Source organism: Litchfieldella anticariensis FP35 = DSM 16096 (assembly GCF_000409775.1).
Lineage (GTDB): Bacteria > Pseudomonadota > Gammaproteobacteria > Pseudomonadales > Halomonadaceae > Litchfieldella > Litchfieldella anticariensis.
Genome location: NZ_KE332394.1, coordinates 1 through 21,231, shown reverse-complemented (window position 1 = coordinate 21,231; position 21,231 = coordinate 1). Strand labels below are relative to the sequence as shown.

Genomic DNA, 21,231 nt, shown 5'->3' with positions numbered 1-21,231 from the left:
TGAACCTCGGTCGCTCACAGGTTGTTGACGCGGTATTTCTCACGGAAGCGGCGAATCATGATCACCGAGACCAGATTGAGCGTCAGGGTCACCACAAACAGCACCAATCCCAAAGCAAAGGCCGACAGTGTCTCGGCGCTTTCGAATTCCTGATCACCGGTCAAGGCCGCCACGATACGTACCGTGACCGTGGTCATGTCTTCCAGGGGGTTGGCGGTAAGGTTGGGCCGCATACCGGCCGCCATGACCACGATCATGGTTTCGCCCAATGCCCGCGACACCGCCAACAGTGAGGCGGAAATGATCCCCGGCAACGCTGCCGGCACCACCACGTGCTTGATGGTTTCCCCCCGCGTCATGCCCAGCGCCAGCGCTCCCTGACGCATGCTGTCGGGAACAGCGTTGATGACGTCATCGGAAAGCGAAGAGATGAACGGAATGATCATGATGCCCATCACGATCCCCGGCGCCAGGGCATTGTTGAATGACGCTTCGAGCCCCAGGGCGCCAGCGATGGTGACGATGACAGGCGCGACGGTGATGGCGGCGAAAAAGCCATAGACCACGGTCGGTATCCCTGCCAGGACTTCCAGCACCGGCTTGGCCAGCGTACGTACCTTGGCAGGAGCGAACTCCGACATGTAGATGGCCGACATCAGACCGACGGGAATCGCCACCAGCATGGCGATCAGGGTAATCATGAAGGTGCCGGCAAACAGTGGCACCGAGCCAAACTGGGCGGCACTGGCTGCATCATCGGCACGTCCCGCGGCTTCCAGGAAGCTTGCCCCCGGGTTCCAGGTGGTTCCGGTGATGAACCCCCAGAAACTGTGCATCTGGAAGAAGCGAACGGCCTCGGAAATGATCGAGAACAAGATCCCGAACGTCGTGAAGATAGAGATCAGCGCCGCCCCAGCCAGGATGAAGCGAATCACTCGCTCGATGGCCTGACGGGCATGGAAATCTGGACGAACCCGGTTCATGCCGATCATCAAACCGACACAGGACACTACCAGGCTACCTGCCAGCAGGTAGAGAGTGGGTATCTCAGCCCCCAGCAACAGCATCACGAAGGAGCCCAAGGCACCTACCAACACGGCGGGGCCTGCAGTCGCCAATACCGTGAACCAAGCGTATTGGTCCGGTTGGGCATACATGGAAGTGCCGGTGGAGCGTACACGGGCGGCCTTGGCCCGCCCCATGAAGAAGGCTATCAGACCCAGCAGCAACAAGACGCCACTGAACAGCAGGAGAAGTTGGTTGGTCTGCATAGGAAACTCTCGGAAGTCATTACCCGGCTCATCGGCAGGCCGGAACGTAAGCAGGCCGGCAACCCGAGGCTGCCGGCCGCATCATGCGTCGAGCTGCCTCACCTCACTGAAGGTCGGACAGTTCGAGCTGTTCCTGGCTCTCGACGGCGTTGCGTGCTTCCTCACGCAGATCCTCCGGAGCCGGAATCAGGCCAATACCCTTGAGGTAGCCCAGCTCACCAATCATTTGCTCGCTCATGAACATGTTGGCGTATTCGTACATCGACGGCACATCGTCGCTGTGCTGGTTCTTCAGGTAGAAGAACAAGGAACGGGATACCGGGTACTCACCACTACCGATGGCTTCAGGAGTCGGCTCGACACCATCGATGCTGGAACCGATCAGGCTATCGTCGTTCTCTTCCAGGAACGAGTAACCGAAGATGCCGAAGGCATCGGTGTTCTCGGACAAACGCTGAACGATCAGGTTGTCGTTCTCACCGGCATCGATATAGGCGCCATCGGCACGAATATCGGTGTAACCCTCGCCACCGTAGGCTTCCATGTCTTCGGAGACGGCTTCCATGACCAGCTCTTCGAAGGCATCGCGAGTACCGGAAGTGGTGGGCGGACCATAGACAGCGATCTCGCGATCCGGCAGTGATGAGTCGATCTCGTTCCAGCGAGTATAGGGGTTGTCGACCAGTTCGCCGTTCTGGGGCACCTGGGCAGCCAAAGCCAGGAAGATCTGCTCGCGCGTCACATTCATTTGCTCGTTGGCATTGGACTGGGCGAAGGCAATGCCGTCATAGCCAATGAACGCTTCGGTGATATCGGTCACGCCATTTTCCGCGCAACGCTCGAACTCCGAGGGCTTCATGCGGCGCGAGGCGTTGGTGATATCCGGCGTGTCATCGCCACCGCCATTACAGAACAGGCGCAGACCGCCACCTGAACCGGTGGACTCGATAACCGGGGTCGGGTAGTCGGTAGTGGCGCCGAATTCCTCGGCTACGTAGCTGGCAAAGGGGTAAACGGTGCTGGAGCCAACGATACGGATCTGGTCACGCGCCTGGGCGACTCCCGCCACGCTCATGACAGCGGCAGCGATAGCGGTGGTCTTGAGGATGCGGTTCATGCGGGTAACTCCTGTCGATGAGAGTGTTCAACCTTCGCGAGACACAAGATGCCGCACGAAAATGACAACTTCATGACAGTCGTAACATCTTGTCAGAAAGGTAATCCCGATGCTGCCCGACGCTCACTCCTGTAATGCCTTGCCGGCCAGCTTACGCACCCCTACGTTGCTCAGTACCGCCACCATGAGCATGGTCAGCACCGTCGGCCAGGCGCTGTCGATCTCGAATGCCCCTACCAGCACACCTGCCAAGGCACCGCAGGAAAACTGGATACTGCCCAGCAACGCGGTGGCGGTAGCACTCATATGGCTGAAATGATCCAGCAAGGAGGAGATGGCGTTGGGAGTGATCAGCCCGATCATGCCGGTAAACATCATGATCAGCGGCACGAAGGTCCACAACGACTCGAGACCGGTCGCCACCATCAGTACCAACCCGCTGGCGGCCACGAGCTGAACTCCCAACCCCAGGCGCAGGTTCTGCTGCGGGCTACGCTTGCGCAACAACCAGATATTGACGCGATTGGACGAGGCCATCACCAGCACATTGACTCCGAACACCACGGGGTACATGGCCGGCGACAAGCCGAAATGCTCGATATAGAGGAACGGCGAAGCGGTGATGAAGGCAAACAGCCCGGCGAACGACAAGGCCGTGGCACAGATATAGCCCATCGCCTCGCGGTGCTTGAATACGCTGGCATAATTGGCCAGTACCTGACGTGGCGATGCCGTTGGCTGGTCGGGGTCGCGGGTTTCAGGCAGGCGAGTCCCCAGCAGCCACATCAGGAAGGCGGCATAGCAGGCCAGGAACACGAAGATCAGCCACCAGTCCGCCAAGTACAATAGGCTGCTGCCTACCGCCGGCGCCGCCAATGGCGCCAGCATCATGATCATCGCCATGGTCGACATCACCTTGGCCGCCTCGCGACCGCTGAAACAGTCGCGCACGATCGCCGCCGAATTGACCACGCAAGCCCCTCCGCCCAGTGCCTGCACGAAGCGCCAGGCCCACAACTCGTAAAGCGAACCGACTTGGGTGATCGCCAGGCTGGCAAGCAGAAAGACAGCCAATCCGCCAAGCAATACCGGTTTGCGCCCCAAGCGGTCGGATAGAGGACCACATGTCAGCTGGCCGATGGCGAAGCCAAACAGGAAGACACTGATCGATAGCTCGGTGTGATGGATGCTGGCACCCACAGCCGCGGCCAGGGCCGGCATCGCCGGTAGGTAGGCATCGATGGCGAAAGGGGCCAAGGCAGTGTTGGCAGCGACCAGAATGGCAACGCGACGGGCGTTGAGCGACAAGACGGCCTCCTTGCGTGTCCCGGAAAAATAAATTAGGACGCTAATGATACCTGATTTCCTTCATGGCGTCAGAATCATCGTAGCGGCTGAAAACCGTATGAATGACCAATAAATGCAACAAAGTCCTGTTATCCCTGGTTTCCCGATGCAACGCCACAAGACCGGTCATCACGCAATAATCCGGCAGCCTTGCATCGGTGCCCCATCCACCATCCATGGATGGGAGTTCGAACTTAAGACATGGGCAGGGAAATAAATGAAAAGATTCGACGATATGACCGTCAGGGTCAGTTGGACGCTGGTATTGATCGCTTTCAGCCTGATGGCGATCGGTGTTGGCGCCTTGGGGCTTTATTCCAATCATTACAGCCGCCAGGCGTTCGGTACTCTCAATCAAATCAATGTCGAACAGGCCAATGCCCTCAACCGAGCCTATATCGATCTGCTGCGTGCCCAGGTCGAGATGAATCGAGCGGCGGAACTGGCTCGTGTTCCCTCCTTCGACCAACCTGGCCCCGTGATCGAGCAGGCCAAGTCGTTGTTGGCCAGCGCCGATGAGGCCTTTTCACGTTTTCTCGAGGTTCCGGCCCAGACAGAACAGCAAGATGCCATCGATACGCTGGAGCAACGTTTCCGTTCATTGCTCAGCACAGGGATGTCACTACAACTACTGGTACTCGAGGATGGTGACGTCAGTGGCTATCGCTCGGGGCAATCACGCGTCAGCGACATGAGCCAAGCGTTCATGGCCAGTGCCGATGAATTCTTCAGCGCCTCGGCAGCTCAGGGTCGCAGCCTGTCCGATACTTTCACGCTTGTCGGCGAATGGCTCGGCATGGCCATCATCGGGGCGATAGTGATGTCCTTGGTCATTACCGTGCTGGTGCTATGGGGAGTGACACGCAATGTCATTCGTCCCCTGCGCCGGGCCATCGAGCACTTCCGCACCATCTCGGCCGGTGACCTGACGGCCCCCATCGAGACCCGAGGCAGCAACGAAATCGGTCAGCTTTTCCAAGAGCTGACCACCATGCAACATTCACTGGCCACGCTCGTGACACATCTGAGCACGGGCAGCGACCACGTACTCAATGGGGCACAGCACATGTCCCAAGGCAACCAGGAACTGTCGTCGCGTACCCAGCAGCAATCCGCGGCCTTGGAACAGACCGCTGCCAGCCTGGAAGAATTGACCACCACGGTGGCCAGCAACGCCCACAGTGCTCGCCAGGCTAACCAGTTGGCCAGCCATGCTGCGCTACAGGCCCGCGAAGGCGATACCGTGATCACCGAATTCGTGGATACCATGAGTGAAATCCATGGCCGTTCGCAACGCATCGACGAGATCATTGGCCTGATCGACGATATCGCCTTCCAGACCAATATCCTGGCACTCAATGCTTCCGTCGAGGCTGCCCGTGCCGGGGAACAGGGCAAAGGCTTCGCTGTCGTCGCCGGCGAGGTGCGCACGCTAGCATCGCGTAGCGCCGATGCCGCCAACCAGATCCGTGAGTTGATCGCCGCATCGCGTACCAGCGTGGAGCAAGGAAAGGCACTTTCGACACGTGCCAGCCAAGGTATGCAGGATATCGTTTGCGCCATCCAGTCGGTCAACACGTTGATGGAGCAAATCGCCAACGCCTCGCAAGAGCAGCATCTGGGCATCGAGCAGCTCAACCAGGCCATGGGCCAGATGGAGAGTGTCACGCAAGACAATGCCCGGTTGGTCGAACTAGCCACCCGAAATGCACATACCCTGGAGGAGGAAGCCGGGAGGATGCGCGAATATGCAGCCCGTTTCGTCACGGCCCCTATCGCCGCTACCGAAACCGCGGCACTGCCTCCCCACCTCGAACTCGATGACGAGACCGAAGGCGCGTCATTCGAAACGCAAGGCGCTTTCTGGCGTCCCCGGCTGTCGTCAGCCGTCCCCCAGCCCGCCTGATGCACACTACCCCGTCACCTTGGTAAAGTGGAGGACTCTTTCATGACCCGGACAAGATGCCCATGGCCCAAGACAAGCTGACTCAACTCAAGGCGATGACCACCGTGGTCGCCGATACCGGCGATATCGAGGCCATTCGCCGTTTTCAGCCCACCGATGCCACCACCAATCCATCGTTGATCTTGCAGGCGGCACAGCAGGAAGGCCGCCGGGCCAGGCTCGCAGAACTGGCTCGCCACAGCACCGACATCAGTGATGCACTGGATGCCGTAGCCGTGGAAATCGGCAGTGAAATCAGCGAACTGGTGCCGGGATACGTGTCCACTGAGGTCAGTGCCCGTTTATCCTTCGATACCGAGGCGACGCTGACCCGCGCACGCTCGCTGATCGAGCGTTACGAGCGCCGCGGCATCGGGCGCGAAAGGATCCTGATCAAGGTTGCCGCTACTTGGGAGGGAATTCGCGCCGCTCAACAACTCGAACGCGAGGGCATCCATACCAACCTGACCCTGCTGTTCAGTTTCACCCAAGCCCAAGCCTGCGCCGATGCCGGAGTGACGCTGATTTCACCTTTCGTTGGCCGTATCCTCGATTGGTACAAGGCACGTGAGCCAGGCGCCAACTTCGAAGGCGACAATGACCCCGGCGTCCAGTCGGTCAGACGCATTTACGAGCACTACAAGGGACACGGCTACAAGACGGTGGTCATGGGGGCGAGCTTTCGCAACCGTGGTGAAATCGAAGCGCTGTCCGGCTGCGACCGCCTGACGATTTCACCCGCATTACTGGCCGAGCTGGCCGACGATCACGACTCTCTACCGCGTCAGCTTTCTCCGGCGGGTGATGCCGAAACCTCGCCTCGCGAACCCTACGACGAAAGCGAGTTTCGCTGGGAGATGAACGAAGATGCCATGGCGACCGAGAAACTGGCCGAAGGCATCCGTAAGTTCATGGACGATCAGCGCAAACTGGAAGCGCTGCTAGGCGAGCTGCGGCACTGAAAAATGTTCTGAATACACCGGCTTTGCCCGAAAAGTCGCCGAGCCGATGGGCAGGCCGGGACGCGTAGGCAAGGCAAAAATCAGCGAAAAAACGTTCAGAAAAGCCGAGACCCGGTCACTGGACCGGGTCATGTTGCTGGGCCTCTAGCAGTTCCACCAGCGGCTGGAACTGCTCTCGGTTGTGTTCGTTCATGCGCATCAGAATGCGGTGAGCTTCGAGGATGCGCTTCTGTAGACCGGCCTCATCAGCTTCCACTTGGGGCAATTCGGCCAGTTCGGCAGGTTCGGTGAGCGGGGCCTCGACCAGGGTGAAATAATGGGAAAATCCCATTACATCGAGCATGCGTCGTACATCGGGGTGATCGGCCACGATAGTCGGCGGTTGCTCGAGCCTCCCGTGCACCGCCATCGCCACCTTGGCCAGGAATCCCAGCGCCGTCGAGTCGACATTGGTCGCTTCACGAAGATCGATCATCACCGCCTTCAGGCCCGGCGTATTGGCTAGGCGCTGTGCCTGGCTGTCCAGGGTCGCGCAGAGTGTCAGGCGTACGTCTCCACACAGCTTGAGAACGAATACACCGGAGTCGAACGCTGCCTTGAGCCGTCCTTCATGCATCATCATCGTCAAATCCGCTCAACGTCATGATCGTCAAATCATCCGGAAGTTCGTCATGACCCGGTGCATGTCTGGCAACGATGTCTTCCTCAATATTTGAGACATCACCAAGTGCTAACTTCTCCCTCAATGCGGCCACGCTTTCGCAGTCCCGCACCAGACGCTCCAGCTCCTTGAGCCGAATGTCGAGCGTATCGCCCGGCAGACACTCCAGCACACCATCGGAACACAACCACAATTGGAATTTCTGCGGCAGTGCACAATTCAGGTTAGGATACTCCACTCCTGGAAACAGTCCAACCGGCATGCCTTCACCTTCCAGCATATTGACCCTACCTTCGGCAACCAGCAAGGGCATGGGCATCTGCGCGCCTAGCGAATAGTGAAGACGACGTTCCTCGTGATCGATGACTCCCACGAACAAGGTGGCATGCTTGCCGATCCCGGTATCGAGAAGTTCTCGGTTGAGATCGCTCAACCAGCGCGACGGCAGCTCCTCGGGCGATTTGCCGTCCCATTCGGTCAACCAGCGATTGCACAGGTACTTGAGCAACACGGTGACGAAGGCCGACGAGGCGCCATGCCCCGACACATCGGCGAAGTAGAATACGCTGTAGTCATCGTCGTAGCGCTGGAAATCGAGAAAATCACCTGACAGGTACAAGGAAGGGGCCAGCCAGTAGTCGCAGGTCACTCCCGCCAACGTCTGTGGCCGTGGCGGCAACATCTTGCGCTGGATATGGCCCCCGGCCTGCTGGTCGAGACGCAGCATCGCCAAATGGGTTTCCAGGCTCTCGTTGAGCTCGGCCAGCCGTTCGCGATCGCGGGCGTGCTCCTCTGCCAAATGCCTGTTCTCGATGACCTTGGCAATCATGCGTCGCAGGATATCGCCATGGCGCACCGGCTCGATGACATAGTCCACCAAACCTGCGTCCACTGCCTTCAGCAAGTCATTGTCGAGCCGCGAGTCGCTGACGACCAGCGCTGGCCGACGAGCCGTCAGGGCTGGCCACTCGTGGCTAGGGACAGCGCGCGCGTGCGCTACGATCAGCACCACTTCTTCAGGCAAGTCCTCGGCGCGCTCTGCAGAGACCACCGCGAACTCGCCTTTGGCAATGGTTTCGGCCAGCACATCGCGCTCGCGCCCAGGTTGGTCGAGCACCCCAATCAGCACACGTGGACTGGCCATGGCCGTTTGCCCCCTGCCTCACTCGGCAAAAGCGTCATCATCGAAATCAAAATCATCGGTGGCGAAAGGATCTTCCCCTTGCTCCCCATCGTTGACCTCGAAACGTCGTCGTTGAAGGTAAGCATCGCGAATGAAGGCATAGCGGTCACCGCGGATCAGCTCTTCTTCCTCGAGGAGGCTGGCTCGCGTATCGATCACTCGCAAGGCGGTGAGGCCATAACGCACCTCATCGTCTTCTACATAGGTCAACGGGTAGGTATACGTATCCACCGGCATCCCGGCCGTATCCCGAACGGTGCTGGGACCAAAGAACGGTAATACCAGATAAGGCCCCTCGCCTGCTCCCCATACGGCCAACGTCTGACCGAAGTCCTCCTCACGGCCAGTAAGCTCTATGCCGGTGGCCACATCCCACAGGCCACCGATGCCAACGGTGGAATTGAGCAAGAAACGCCCGCCGGCAATCCCCGCATTGCCTGGCTTACCCTGCAATAGACTGTTGAGCATGGTGCGGATTTCCCCAAGATTGGAGAAGAAATTCCCCACCCCGGTCTGCACCGGTTGCGGCGTAATGGTGTCGTATCCTTGGGCCAGGGGCTTGAGAATCGCACGGTCGAGGGCGTCATTGAAAGCGAAGACACGCCGGTTGAAGCCTTCCCATGGGTCATCGGGATTGGGTTCCATGGTTCGTTGACTGGCACAACCCGCGAGCGCCACCAATAACAATATCGCCGTCAGACACCTGGCACCGTGGAGCGACACAGCACTACGCCTTCCCTTGCCTTTCATCAATCTCACCTTGTTCAGAGGTTCTATTCTCGTTACTTCATACCTTGCGCACGACGACGCTGCCGGCACTGTACCCAGCTCCGAAGGAACACACCACCCCAAGCGCACCGGCTGGCAGGTCGTCGCGGTGCAGATGAAACGCAATGATCGACCCAGCCGAGCTGGTATTGGCGTAACGGTCGAGGATGATCGGCGCTTGCTCTGGCGTCGGTTCGAAGCCCAGTACTCGACGGGCAATCAGATCGTTCATATGGCGGTTGGCCTGGTGCAACCACAGTCTCGACAACTTGTCGCCGGACAACTCCAAAGCCTCGAGATGCTCACTGATCAGGGCCGCCACCATCGGGCAGACTTCCTTGAACACTCGACGCCCTTCCTGGACGAACAATTTATCTGTCGCACGAGGATCGCTATCGGTGACACGGTTGAGAAAACCGGCGTTGTTACGAATGGCATTGGAGAAACGAGTCACCAAGCGGGTGCCAAGAATTTCGAAGCGCGATGCAGCACTCGCCAGCTCGGCAGCTTCGATGACCACGGCCGTACAGGCATCGCCGAAAATGAAATGACTGTCGCGATCACGGAAATTGAGATGCGCCGAACAGATCTCGGGACTGACCACCAGGGCTCGCCGCACGTTACCGCTACGAATCGCATTGGCAGCGGTATCGATGGCGAACGTTGCCGAACTGCAGGCGACGTTCATGTCGAAGGCGTGCCCCCCAGCCCCAAGTGCGGACTGGAGTTCCACGGCAACCGCCGGATAGGGTCGCTCCAGGTTGGAACAAGCAACGATGACCAGATCGATATCCGAGGCTTCGACACCGGCACGGTCCAGCGCCTCACGAGCGGCAGTGAGCCCCATCTCGCATTGGATCGATGGCTCGTCATTGCGGCGTTCAGGCAGGTGGGGGCGCATGCGCTCGGGATCGAGGACCCCTACGGCATCCAGAACATGACGGCTGTGAATACCCGACGCCTTGACGATGAACTCGCTGCTGGAATATTCCAGCGGTTCACGCTCGCCAGCGGCAATGGCCGACGCGTACCGGGCATTCTCGGCATCCACCCAAGTATTGAAGGATGCCACCAAGGCAGCGTTGTCGATGGCGTGTTCCGGTGTGTAGAGGCCCGTACCGGTAATCACCGCTTGCATCATAGTATCCCCCAGTGGCGGTTCGTTCCCGCCTTGAGTCTTTTATCGGCGGCCCCTGGGGCCGCTTCAACCTTGGCCGGTAATTTCTGCCCAGCGCTTCTCCAGACGCTTGCCGGACACCGGCATTAGCGTACCAAGCTGCTGCGCAAACAACGACACACGCAATTCCTCTATCCACCAACCGAACTCCACCAGCCGAGGATCCTCCATTCCAGCACGCCGGCTCATTTCACGACGCCCGGCGAGACGTGTCTCGAACTCATGGACTTCCTGCATCAGCATCTGGTCCCGCATACGTTCGCGCGGCGCCTTCTCCAGACGGATCATCGCGGCTTCCATATAGCGAGGATAGTGCTCGAGCCATCCTCCGGCCTTGGCAACGAACCCTGGGTGCACCAAGCGTTCCATCTGGGCTTTTAGGTCACTGTATACCAGAGCCAAAGCGAAGCTCAGATTGCCTTTCAACGCCTTGGTCACTTCCAAATGCCCTTTGAGCGCGCTCTCCAGTGTTGCGACCAATGACTCCCCATGTGGCACCAGATCGGCACGGTGCTCGTCGAGGCGTTCAGCAAGCGCGTGAGGTGTGCGCGGAAGTGGCTCCGTGGCGATGACCTGCAAGAACACGGCTTCGACCACATCGTCGACGAGCTGCCGTTTGGACCCGACCTTGGCAAACAGCAGCGCACAACGTTCTAGCCCTGGCAGGCGTTGCAGCAAGCGGACCTGATCGGGCAAGCGTTGCATGGCCAGGTGCTTGATGCCATGACGATGCGCCTCATGCGCCTTGTCGGGGTGCTCGAAGAGTTCCACCGCCAGGCCGCCCTTGGTTTCGACCAAGGCGGGATAGGCCTCGACTCGGATTCCTGCCTGCGTGGTGACCCGTGACTCCGGCAAGCCCGCTTCCGGCAAGCCGTCCAGATGGTCTTCGGCCACGATCTCCTTGCTCAAGGCGCGAGCACCGGCGCTGGCGGCCTGGGCAAAGCGCCGCTCCAGTTCGATGGGATCACGCCCCTCACCCAGCACCTGGCCATCATGGTCGACGACCCTCACGTTCATCACCAGATGCGGTTCGAGCTGCTCCGGGCGCCAGTCGTCGGGGTGCAGCCGCATGCCGGTCTTGACGCGCAGGAACTCGCCAAGCGCTGCCGTCAGCGGGACGTCGTCAGGAACCAAGCGTTCGAGTGCGGCATCGACCCAATCGGGAATCGGTACTACCTGACGACGTACCGACTTGGGAAGCGACTTGAGTAACGCAATGCACTTCTCGCGTAGAAGCCCCGGCACCAGCCACTCCAGCCGTGCTACCGGTAACTGTGAAAGCATTGCCGCCGGCACCGTCAGTGTCACGCCATCGTCCGACGCACCGGGCTGAAAATGGTAGCTCAGTGGGTAACGCACACCATTCAGCACCAATTCGTCAGGATACTGAACGGCAGTGACATCCTCCGCTTCGCGCGCCATCAGCGCTTCGCGGTCGAACTTGAGGATATCCGGGCTCTCGGCCTCGGCCTGCTTGCGCCAGCGCTCGAAGCCCTTGCCGTTGATGATGTCGTCGGGCAAGCGCTGGTCGTAGAAATCGAACAGCGTCTCTTCGTCGACCAGGATATCGCGCTTGCGGGCGCGATCCTCGAGGTCCTCGATCTGCTCGATCATGTCGCGATTATGGGTGAAGAAAGCGGCATTGGTACGGTATTCGCCCTCGACCAGGGCGCGCCGGATGAAAATCTCCCTCGCTTCCCGTGGGGCGATGGGGCCGTAGTGCACCTTGCGCCGCGCGACGATTGGCAGTCCGAACAACGTTACCTGCTCGAAAGCCACGACCTGGGCACGGTTCATTTCCCAGTGCGGCTCGCTGTAGGTGCGCTTGACCAAGTGCTCGGCCAACGGTTCGATCCACTGCGGCTCAATGCGAGCGGCCTGACGGGCGAACAGCCGCGACGTCTCGACCAGTTCACCGGCCATGACCCACTTGGGTGATTTCTTGGCTAGCCCGGAGCCGGGATGAATCATGAATTTACGGTTGCGTGCGCCCAGATACTCTCGGTTCTCGAGTAATTGGCCAATGTTCGAGAGCAAGCCGGTAAGTAACGCTTGGTGTAGTTTGACACGACTTTCTCGGCGCTGACGAACGCGCTGTTCATTGTCAACCTCAGGGTCTTCATCAGAGCCTTTATCAGACAACGGGGCCGCCGCGGGTACCGTAATGTCCATGTCGCGCAGCAATTGCTTGAGCTGACGGAAGGTGTCGTGCCATTCGCGCAGGCGCAAGTAGTTGAGATAGTGCTCGCGACACCAGCGCCGCAACTGGTTGCCCGACAGCTCCTCACGGGCGGCCTCAAAACCAAGCCATAGGTTCAGCCAGGCGACGAAATCCGAATCCGGATCGTCCCAGCGCTTGTGAGCCTGATCGGCGGCTTGGCGTTTCTCTGCCGGGCGCTCGCGTGGATCTTGCACGGCCAATGCCGAGACCACGATCAGCACCTCGCGCAAACAGCCCGACGTAGCGCCAGCCAGCACCATGCGCGCCAAGCGAGGATCGATAGGCAATCGCGCCAGACGTCGGCCAGTGGCGGTCAAGGACTGGCGTTCGTCCACCGCCCCCAGCTCGAACAGCAAGCGGAAGCCATCCTTGATGAAACGCGAATCGGGGGCGTCGACGAACGGAAAGTCCTCGATGTCGCCAAGCTTCAGGGACAGCATCGACAAGATCACGGACGCCAGGTTAGTGCGCTGGATCTCGGGTTCGGTATATTCCGGGCGAGAGAGGTAGTCTTCTTCGCTATAGAGGCGTATGCACACCCCTTCGGCGACACGACCGCAGCGCCCTTTGCGCTGGTCGGCGCTGGCCTGGCTGACCGGCTCGATGGGCAAGCGCTGGACCTTGGCACGGTAGCTGTAGCGGCTGATGCGCACCAGGCCAGGATCGATCACGTAGCGGATACCGGGTACGGTGAGCGAGGTCTCGGCAACATTGGTGGACAGCACGATACGCCGCCCACTATGTGCCTGGAAGACACGATTCTGTTCAGCACTCGACAGTCGCGCATAAAGTGGCAGTATCTCGGTCTGCTTGAGATCGGCGCGACGCAGGGTATCGGCGGTTTCACGGATCTCACGTTCGCCAGGCAGGAAGATCAGCACGTCTCGGGGGCCATGGAACCAGCGCTTCTCGCGCTCGATGGTCTCGATCTCCTCCACCGCGTGGAGGATACCTTCCTGTAGGGTGCGGTCCTCTTCGTCGGCCTCTTCACGCAATAGCGGCCGATAGTGAACGTCTACCGGATAGGTGCGTCCGGATACCTGTACCACAGGTGCCGGCTTGCCGGGCGGCGATGCGAAGTGGTTCGAGAAGCGATCGACGTCGATAGTTGCCGAGGTAATGATGATCTTGAGGTCTGGACGGCGGACAATGAGACGCTTGAGATAACCGAGCAGGAAATCGATGTTGAGGCTACGCTCATGCGCCTCATCGATGATGATCGCTTCGTAGCGGCTGAGATCCGGGTCATGCTGGGTTTCAGCGAGCAGAATGCCGTCGGTCATCAACTTGACCAGAGTGCGATCCCCGGTATGGTCGGTAAAGCGTACCTGATAGCCGACTTGCTCACCCACCGGCACCGCCAATTCCTCGGCCAGGCGTGTGGCCACCGAGCGCGCCGCTAGCCGTCGCGGTTGGGTATGACCGATCAGCCCTCGCCGCCCCAACCCTAGTTCCAGGCACAGCTTGGGTAGCTGTGTGGTCTTCCCCGAGCCTGTCTCGCCGGCCACCACCACGACCTGATGATCGCGCAGGGCGGCAAGAATCTCTTCACGACGCTCTGCCACGGGAAGTTCGGGCGGATATTCGAGACGCACCGGCAGCGCCTGACGATGCGTCAGTGCTGCCTGCGAGGCTGTCAGGCGACGCTCGATCTCGGCCAGACCGCGATCCACCGGTTTGCCTTCCCGGGCACGCCGCTTCAGCCCCGCCAGGCGGCGTTCGAATTCTCTAGCATCACGCAGCAAGCAATCGCCCAGGCGTGCTTGCAAGGCATTCAGTCGAGACAACTCGGCGGTGGGTTTGGAGCGCGTGGTAGTGCTCAAGACATCCTCTTCTCGGTCAATGAAATCCGCCCGCCACGGGACTCCCGTAGCGGGCAGAGCATTGTAACGCCAGGTGACTGGTCATGACTAATCAGGTAGCCCCTATCAGTGCTGGTGGACGGTCAGTTTCTGTATTTCTTCGTCGTTCCAACGCCTGGAGATTTTCGTTTGTTCCACTACCCCGACACCACTATCGTCCCGCCACAGGATGTCTGGCTCCCGTCGAGCGCGGCTTCGGTACCACGGATCTTGAATTTGGCGGTACCGGTGGCAATGCTGGCGCCGCATGAGCTCTTATCGCCGACCCGCGCCACGGGAATGCCGCGCAGTTTGGTGGTGGGCGAGCCGGACACGATACGATGAGGCCCTCCCTTGCAGGAACAGACCACCTTGTCGCCGATCTTGGCGATCAACCGCCCTTCAACCTTGGATATACTCACGCTACCTCCTTGTTCATTTGCTGCACCGTCATGTCTTGACCGTTGCGTCAGGCCTCGGCGTCAGTGCTTTCATGGGCTAACCTGGCGAGGTGATTCTTTCGTTGCGCCCGCCGCAAACGATCCCGTTTGATCCTGACCCCTTCCCGTGGGCGATCGGGAAATAGCTCGCACAACTGGTCGACCGAAAGATCGAGGTGATCGCGAAGTCGCTGTAGCTCTTCTGGCGACCATTGCTTCACCGGTGTCCATCCCAGCTGGTAGCGCTTGTTGATCACGCTGCGTTTGTGGCGATGAGGAAACAAGGCAGCGAGTTCCTCGGCTGGCAACGCGCGGTTGTCCTCCAGGCGCTGTAATTCCTCGACGCTCCACGGCTCGCCATGCCCTCCATCCCCGTGAGGGGTATAGCTCAGGCCCTCGGCTCGGGCGCGAAACTTGATGGCCGCCTCACTACGATGGGGTAAATGCTTCCTTACCTGGCGATGGCCACCCCGCGGAAACTCACGTCGCAGAATGGCCAATTCCTGCTCGGTCCACGGCGCCACCGAAAAGACACGTATCCCGAACTTCTTGGCCGCATGGCGGATAGCAAGTACGCTGCGATGGGGTAGAAAGCGGCTCTGAACCTCACGCGCCTTGAGGGTCGGGTAATACTGGGCCACCAGGGATAGTTCCTCTTCGGTCCAAGGTTGCTGACCGTAATCCCGGTTGGGCTCGCGCTTCTTCAGACCCAGCTTGTATGCCATTCGCCGTATGGCCTTCTGGGTACGGTGGGGAAAGTGAGTCATCTGGAGCTCGGGCATGGTCATGAAATGAAAGTGTCGTTCGAGGCATGCCAACTCGACTAGCGTCCATTCCCGGCGCCCACCCTGCCCTGGCCTCACTTTTCTGCCCATCTTCAGCTCCCTTACTTTCCCGTCACGAGGCGTTGGCATGGTATTTTCACCAGCCCCACCAAAATAGAACGATACGATGAGGCCCGGCAAAAAGTAAGGAATTCCGAAAGCCACCATGGCTTTTCCAAACCGCTCCTTCTTTTTCAAAAATTCTCGAAGATTCTTTTTGCCCTCACACCACCCCCTGGCGGCGATAGGCCTCGGCAACGATCTCCTCGATCGGGCGCAGCGGATCGCGCTGGCGGATTCGCCGCACCTCCGCGGACAATTTGACCAGTGCCTCGCTGGGCTTGGCCCACTGCGCCTTGGGTAGCGGCTTGGACCACTCTTCGATCTTGGCCAATTTCAGTTGCGGGCGCCGTTGCTGGATGATGCGGTGCTCCCGCTCGGCCAGGTAGCCTGGCAGCGGACCTAAGGTGATCACATAGTGAAAGTACCACCACGATGCGTGGAGGTAGCGCCAGAGGGAGGGAGCTTCGCGCAGCCCCTCGTGAAGCTTGCGGCGTTCATTGCGGATGGTATGCACCCCCTGATGGGGCGGATCGCCCGGCGCCCGCAGCCCCAGCGGGTCCTGAACCTCATCGAGGCTGTTCAGTTCGTACTCCATGTAAGCCCGCAGCACCTCCCACTCGCCGAGCGATAACGCCATGCCCGCCGTCAGGCCCTCCGTCTTGAGCCACTTGCCCGTCTCGGGGTGGGCATAACCGATCCCCAGGCCGTACTGCCGGGTGGTGCCGTACTGGGTCGCCCCGTACCCCTCCACCGCCCAGGCCATCAGCGATTCCCAGGGCACGATCACCGCCTCATCGACCTCACGTCCCAGCCGACGCTCCTTGACAATAAAGCACACCTCGCGGCGCTGGCGATGAAAGCGAATGGGGACGGCGTTCAAGCGATCCCGATGATTCCTACGCATGGCAATCCACGCCAGTAGCGAAAAAGCACCTCCAGCCCATATTGCCGTGCCGAGAAGGATCCGATACCCCTGCCAATCCATAATGGAGATCAACATTAAGGGAACCAGAACCAGGAGGAAGAAAATGCCAAATAGAGGGCCCCAGATAGCCAGTTGATAGCCGAAAACGGTGGGCGGGCCGGCTCCATAATCGAGATAGACATCGTTCATCTCACCGATGGTCTGGCTGAAGTCCACCGGTGACAGGCCGGTGGGCAGCGGCAGCGGCGCCAGGTAGGTGACCTTACTGGTACCGATGCGCTCGGTGTCGCCGGCGCGATGGGGCTGGCCCGGCGTCGGTTCGGGTAGTCTCTCGGACTGCTTCTTTGCCATCGTGTTCTCAATCGTCCTTGGGCGACCCGAGCGCGATGGCCCGGCCGTCGATCTCATGCCACTCGCCTTTACAGCCTCCTTATGCCACCACCCCCTGGCGGCGATAGGCTTCGGCAAAAATCTCCTCGATCGGGCGCAGCGGGTCGCGCTGGCGAATCCGCCGTACCTCGGCGGACAATTTGACCAGTGCCTCGCTGGGCTTGGCCCACTGCGCTTTGGGTAGCGGCTTGGACCACTCTTCGACCTTGGCCAGCTTCAGTTGCGGGCGCCGTTGCTGGATGATGCGGTGTTCCCGCTCGGCCAGGTAGCCGGGTAGGGTCCACAGGGTGATCGCATGAATGAAGTACCACAGCGGCACATAGAGATACCGCCAGAAGGACGGATTCTGGCGCAGGCCCTCGTGGAGCTTGCGCCGCGCATTGCGGATGGTATGCGCCCCCTGATGGGGCGGATCGCCCGGCGCCCGCAGCCCCAGCGGGTCCTGAACCTCATCGAGGCTGTTCAGTTCGTACTCCATGTAAGCCCGCAGCACTTCCCACTCACCGAGCGACAACGCCATGCCCGCCGTCAGGCCCTCCGTCTTGAGCCACTTGCCCGTCTCGGGGTGGGCATAACCGATCCCCAGGCCGTACTGCCGGGTGGTGCCGTACTGGGTCGCCCCATACCCCTCCACCGCCCAGGCCATCAGCGATTCCCAGGGCACGATCACCGCCTCATCGACCTCACGTCCTAGCCGACGCTCCTTGACGATAAAGCACACCTCGCGGCGCTGGCGATGAAAGCGAATGGGTACGGCGTTCAAGCGCTCCCGGTGTGCCGAACGCATGCCAAGCCACACCAAGAAGGCGCCAGCCCCCCCCGCAAAAATGGCCGTACCGAGAAAGAGCTGGAAAAACTCCCAGTCCATAATGGCGATCAGTAATAACGGCGCAATCACAAGGCAGAAGAAAATAAAGAAGAGGGGTAGCCCTATTGCCAATTGAAAGCCGAAAACGGTGGGTGGACCGGCTCCATAATCGAGATAGACATCGTTCATCTCACCGATGGTCTGGCTGAAGTCCACCGGTGACAGGCCGGTGGGCAGCGGCAGCGGCGCCAGGTAGGTGACCTTGCTGGTGCCGATGCGTTCGGTGTCGCCAGCCCGATGGGGCTGGCCCGGCGTCGGTTGGGGTAGTTTCTCGGAATGTTTCTTTGCCATCGTGTTCTCAATCGTCCTTGGGCGACCCGAGCGCGATGGCCCGGCCGTCGATCTCATGCCACTCGCCTTTACAGCCTCCTTATGCCACCACCCCCTGGCGGCGATAGGCTTCGGCAACGATCTCCTCGATCGGGCGCAGCGGATCGCGCTGGCGGATTCGCCGCACCTCCGCGGACAATTTGACCAGTTCTGTGCTGGGCTTGGCCCACTGCGCTTTGGGTAACGGCTTGGACCACTCTTCGACGTTGGCCAATACTCTTCGACCTTGGCCAGCTTCAGTTGCGGGCGCCGTTGCTGGATGATGCGGTGTTCCCGCTCAGCCAGGTAGCCGGGCAGGGTCCACAGGGTGATCGCGTGAATGAAGTACCACAGCGGCACATAGAGATACCGCCAGAAGGACGGATTCTGGCGCAGCCCCTCGTGGAGTTTGCGCCGCGCATTGCGGATGGTATGCACCCCCTGATGGGGCGGATCGCCCGGCGCTCGCAGCCCCAGCGGGTCCTGCACCTCATCGAGGCTGTTCAGTTCGTACTCCATGTAAGCCCGCAGCACCTCCCACTCGCCGAGCGACAAGGCCATGCCCGCCGTCAGGCCCTCCGTCTTGAGCCACTTGCCTGTCTCGGGGTGGGCATAGCCGATCCCCAGGCCGTACTGCCGGGTGGTGCCGTACTGGGTCGCCCCGTACCCCTCCACCGCCCAGGCCATCAGCGATTCCCAGGGCACGATCACCGCCTCATCGACCTCACGTCCCAGCCGACGCTCCTTGACGATAAAGCACACCTCGCGGCGCTGGCGATGAAAGCGGATGGGAGTGGCTCGCAACAGATTCCGGTGGCTGCTGCGCATCGTCACCCAGATAATCAATGCTATGCCTCCCCCCCCCCATATCGCCATGCCGAGAAAGAGCTGGAAAAACTCCCAGTCCATAATGGCGATCAGCAATAACGGCGCAATCACAAGGCAGAAAAAAATACCAAATAGAGGCAATCCTATTGCCAACTGCCAACCAAAGACAGTCGGCGGGCCGGCTCCATAGTCGAGATAGACATCGTTCATCTCACCGATGGTCTGGCTGAAGTCCACCGGTGACAGACCGGTGGGCAGCGGCAGCGGCGCCAGGTAGGTGACCTTGCTGGTGCCGATGCGCTCGGTGTCGCCGGCCCGATGGGGCTGGCCCGGCGTCGGTTGGGGTAGTCTCTCGGACTGTTTCTTTGCCATCGTGTTCTCAATCGTCCTTGGGCGACCCGAGCGCGATGGCCCGGCCGTCGATCTCATGCCACTCACCGTGGCCGGACCGGGAGCTGGGGGTTACCCGATCGTTCGGCACATAGCGCTGCTCGGGCCCCGCTCCCCGCCCACGACGGGGCCGAATCAGGAAATATTGATCATCGACGCGGTGGCCACCTTGCCCATCCGGCCATTGATAGCGCACCCCCAATGCATAGCGCACCTTGCCCGGCTCCTCGGGGGGCGTCTCCCCGACCACCATCAGGCCGGCATGCCGCTCGGCGCTCGTGACTACCATCCCGCTGGTCCAGTCCTCGGTGATATCGTGCCAGGTGGTGGATGTCCAGCGCCCACGCGTCCCGGCTGGCGTCAGCCGCCAGACCCGGATCGCCAGGCGCAGGGGCGGCTCGCCACCCAGCGCCGAGAGCATGGCCGGCGAGACATTGGGCATATGCAGGGTAAAAATGTATTTGACCGGATTACGGATGCCTTCGGTCCAGCTGTCGAACCATGCGGGCATGAAGGTCTCGCCGTAGCGTGCCTCGACCACGGCGTGGGTGGGCTGCAAGACCTGCTCGAGGAACTGCAGATAGCGTTCCAACGGCTGATCGGTAGGCTCCGCTCCCCAGGGGGACGTCAATAGCCACTGGTCATGCTCGCTAAGGTTGTAGCGGTTGTACATCCAGGAGCCGGCCAGTTCCAGGGCGGTAAAGACCAGACCCAAGGCATTGAGCCGCAGAAACAACTTGCCCAGGTGCTTGCCGGCGACCGCCCAGGTGGTCACCCCACTCCGTACGTCCCTGACGGTGCGAAACGTTCTGGCAACTCCGTAACCATGGGCGCCCATCATGCCAACATTGCCGCCCATCGCCGTGACTGCCCCTAGCGTGGTCCGCGACTGGCCGCTACGCACCGCCTCCGTCAGGTTGCCGACATTGCCTATCAGGCTCGCCCCTGCGGCGAAAAAGCCCAGCAAGTAGCCTACCCCTCCCAAAGTGGCGTGCATCACCCCTAGCCGAGCGCTGATCGTGCCCGTACCCAGCGCTTCGCCCAGCACCTTAGCTTGGCGCTCCAGGACCGCTTGGCCGATCCCTTGGGCGGTCAGAAAGCCGGCAGCCCCGGTGGCGGTTAAAGCACTCGCCACATTCAGCCTGGCCTGAGTACGAACCTCCCTAGGCGCATGGCTGGGCAGACTGTTGTAGGCCTGGAAGGCCTGTACCATATTCACCGCCTGGGCCACGAAGATCGCCAGGCTCAGGCCATCGCCGGTGACGTTCAGCGTTTTCGCCGTGCTGGAGATGCCCTGGCGGAAATGGCGGATCAGGCGGCTCACTTCCTGTTGCTGGGCCGCTGCCGGCAAGACCAGGGTGATGCCGGCCCGGGCCTCGGTCAGCGAGGCATCGCCCAGCGCCGCCGCCAGTTGCGTCCGCTCTGCAGGCGTCATATCGACGGGACTCAGCGACTCGGCCAGCAGACGTTCGTAGTGGCCCAGTTCGCTCTGGAGGCCTGTCCTTTCGCGCTTCAGCCCCCGGACCGGTGGGGAGCGATGCCCATGCGCTGCCTGGGCTTGCCGAATCCGGTTGTTGAGCGAGCGCAACCGCTGACGCTTGCCCAGCACGGTGCTCAGGGTCCGCTTGAAGGCGTTCAGCTTCTCGTCGCTGGCGAGTTCGAAGGTCAGCTCGCCACGCCGGGCGGCATCGATCAAGCGCG

Annotated in this window: 15 protein-coding genes; 2 read left to right on the top strand and 13 right to left on the bottom strand. The window is 60.6% G+C overall.

The window, feature by feature from the left end; all coding sequences use genetic code 11:
• Window positions 1-14 precede the first annotated feature (14 nt).
• The 3 genes from pstC to L861_RS19975 form a co-directional block, all read right to left on the bottom strand.
• Entirely contained in the window at window positions 15-1,271 is a 1,257-nt protein-coding gene (gene pstC / locus L861_RS19985; RefSeq protein WP_016418470.1) for a phosphate ABC transporter permease subunit PstC, read from the bottom strand.
• A 103-nt stretch (window positions 1,272-1,374) separates the two neighbouring features.
• Entirely contained in the window at window positions 1,375-2,388 is a 1,014-nt protein-coding gene (locus tag L861_RS19980) for a PstS family phosphate ABC transporter substrate-binding protein (protein ID WP_016418469.1), read from the bottom strand.
• A 123-nt stretch (window positions 2,389-2,511) separates the two neighbouring features.
• Window positions 2,512-3,696 carry a Bcr/CflA family multidrug efflux MFS transporter gene (locus L861_RS19975; protein WP_016418468.1) on the bottom strand — a complete coding sequence of 395 codons (1,185 nt, stop codon included), beginning with the start codon at window positions 3,694-3,696 and terminating at the stop codon, window positions 2,512-2,514.
• A 256-nt stretch (window positions 3,697-3,952) separates the two neighbouring features.
• Between L861_RS19975 and L861_RS19970 the strand changes: the two genes are divergently transcribed.
• Both L861_RS19970 and tal read left to right on the top strand, forming a co-directional pair.
• Complete coding sequence (locus L861_RS19970) at window positions 3,953-5,641, top strand: methyl-accepting chemotaxis protein (protein ID WP_016418467.1); 1,689 nt, start codon at window positions 3,953-3,955, stop codon at window positions 5,639-5,641.
• A 62-nt stretch (window positions 5,642-5,703) separates the two neighbouring features.
• Window positions 5,704-6,642: a transaldolase gene (gene tal / locus L861_RS19965; RefSeq protein WP_027947987.1), complete on the top strand. Its 939-nt coding sequence runs from the start codon at window positions 5,704-5,706 to the stop codon at window positions 6,640-6,642.
• 115 nt (window positions 6,643-6,757) lie between these two features.
• On the opposite strand, the gene L861_RS19960 is transcribed toward tal, so the two are convergent.
• The 10 genes from L861_RS19960 to L861_RS24820 all read right to left on the bottom strand — a co-directional run.
• Entirely contained in the window at window positions 6,758-7,264 is a 507-nt protein-coding gene (locus L861_RS19960) for an STAS domain-containing protein (RefSeq protein WP_016418465.1), read from the bottom strand.
• Window positions 7,251-8,447 carry a PP2C family protein-serine/threonine phosphatase gene (locus L861_RS19955; RefSeq protein ID WP_016418464.1) on the bottom strand — a complete coding sequence of 399 codons (1,197 nt, stop codon included), beginning with the start codon at window positions 8,445-8,447 and terminating at the stop codon, window positions 7,251-7,253. Before L861_RS19955 ends, L861_RS19960 begins: the two co-directional genes overlap by 14 nt.
• Before the next feature lie 18 nt (window positions 8,448-8,465).
• The gene (locus L861_RS19950; RefSeq protein WP_016418463.1) at window positions 8,466-9,236 is read right to left on the bottom strand and encodes an MlaA family lipoprotein; all 771 of its coding nucleotides are present in this window, start codon (window positions 9,234-9,236) and stop codon (window positions 8,466-8,468) included.
• A 37-nt stretch (window positions 9,237-9,273) separates the two neighbouring features.
• A complete protein-coding gene (locus L861_RS19945; RefSeq protein ID WP_016418462.1) occupies window positions 9,274-10,395 on the bottom strand; it encodes a beta-ketoacyl-ACP synthase III in 1,122 nt (373 codons plus the stop codon).
• Between the two features lie 63 nt (window positions 10,396-10,458).
• Complete coding sequence (gene hrpA / locus L861_RS19940) at window positions 10,459-14,475, bottom strand: ATP-dependent RNA helicase HrpA (RefSeq protein WP_016418461.1); 4,017 nt, start codon at window positions 14,473-14,475, stop codon at window positions 10,459-10,461.
• Window positions 14,476-14,651: 176 nt separating this feature from the next.
• The gene (locus L861_RS19935) at window positions 14,652-14,915 is read right to left on the bottom strand and encodes a PAAR domain-containing protein (protein WP_016418161.1); all 264 of its coding nucleotides are present in this window, start codon (window positions 14,913-14,915) and stop codon (window positions 14,652-14,654) included.
• 47 nt (window positions 14,916-14,962) lie between these two features.
• Window positions 14,963-15,808 carry a hypothetical protein gene (locus tag L861_RS19930; RefSeq protein WP_144063083.1) on the bottom strand — a complete coding sequence of 282 codons (846 nt, stop codon included), beginning with the start codon at window positions 15,806-15,808 and terminating at the stop codon, window positions 14,963-14,965.
• A 172-nt stretch (window positions 15,809-15,980) separates the two neighbouring features.
• On the bottom strand, window positions 15,981-17,096 hold the full coding sequence (locus L861_RS25115) for a hypothetical protein (protein ID WP_016418459.1): 1,116 nt from the start codon (window positions 17,094-17,096) through the stop codon (window positions 15,981-15,983).
• A gap of 79 nt (window positions 17,097-17,175) precedes the next feature.
• On the bottom strand, window positions 17,176-19,512 hold the full coding sequence (locus L861_RS25110) for a hypothetical protein (protein ID WP_016418458.1): 2,337 nt from the start codon (window positions 19,510-19,512) through the stop codon (window positions 17,176-17,178).
• 7 nt (window positions 19,513-19,519) lie between these two features.
• On the bottom strand, window positions 19,520-21,231 hold a 1,712-nt coding region (locus L861_RS24820), incomplete at its 5' end, for a hypothetical protein (RefSeq protein ID WP_016418457.1).

What these genes read in the sequence shown, in the direction of transcription:
- L861_RS25115 (WP_016418459.1), bottom strand. Translation starts at nt 17,096, where the DNA reads ATGGCAAAGAAGCAGTCCGAGAGACTACCCGAACCGACGCCGGGCCAG.
- L861_RS25110 (WP_016418458.1), bottom strand. Translation starts at nt 19,512, where the DNA reads ATGGCAAAGAAACAGTCCGAGAGACTACCCCAACCGACGCCGGGCCAG.
- pstC (WP_016418470.1), bottom strand. Translation starts at nt 1,271, where the DNA reads ATGCAGACCAACCAACTTCTCCTGCTGTTCAGTGGCGTCTTGTTGCTG.
- tal (WP_027947987.1), top strand. Translation starts at nt 5,704, where the DNA reads ATGGCCCAAGACAAGCTGACTCAACTCAAGGCGATGACCACCGTGGTC.
- L861_RS19945 (WP_016418462.1), bottom strand. Translation starts at nt 10,395, where the DNA reads ATGATGCAAGCGGTGATTACCGGTACGGGCCTCTACACACCGGAACAC.
- L861_RS19930 (WP_144063083.1), bottom strand. Translation starts at nt 15,808, where the DNA reads ATGGGCAGAAAAGTGAGGCCAGGGCAGGGTGGGCGCCGGGAATGGACG.
- L861_RS19950 (WP_016418463.1), bottom strand. Translation starts at nt 9,236, where the DNA reads ATGAAAGGCAAGGGAAGGCGTAGTGCTGTGTCGCTCCACGGTGCCAGG.
- L861_RS19955 (WP_016418464.1), bottom strand. Translation starts at nt 8,447, where the DNA reads ATGGCCAGTCCACGTGTGCTGATTGGGGTGCTCGACCAACCTGGGCGC.
- L861_RS19970 (WP_016418467.1), top strand. Translation starts at nt 3,953, where the DNA reads ATGAAAAGATTCGACGATATGACCGTCAGGGTCAGTTGGACGCTGGTA.
- L861_RS19960 (WP_016418465.1), bottom strand. Translation starts at nt 7,264, where the DNA reads ATGATGATGCATGAAGGACGGCTCAAGGCAGCGTTCGACTCCGGTGTA.
- L861_RS19980 (WP_016418469.1), bottom strand. Translation starts at nt 2,388, where the DNA reads ATGAACCGCATCCTCAAGACCACCGCTATCGCTGCCGCTGTCATGAGC.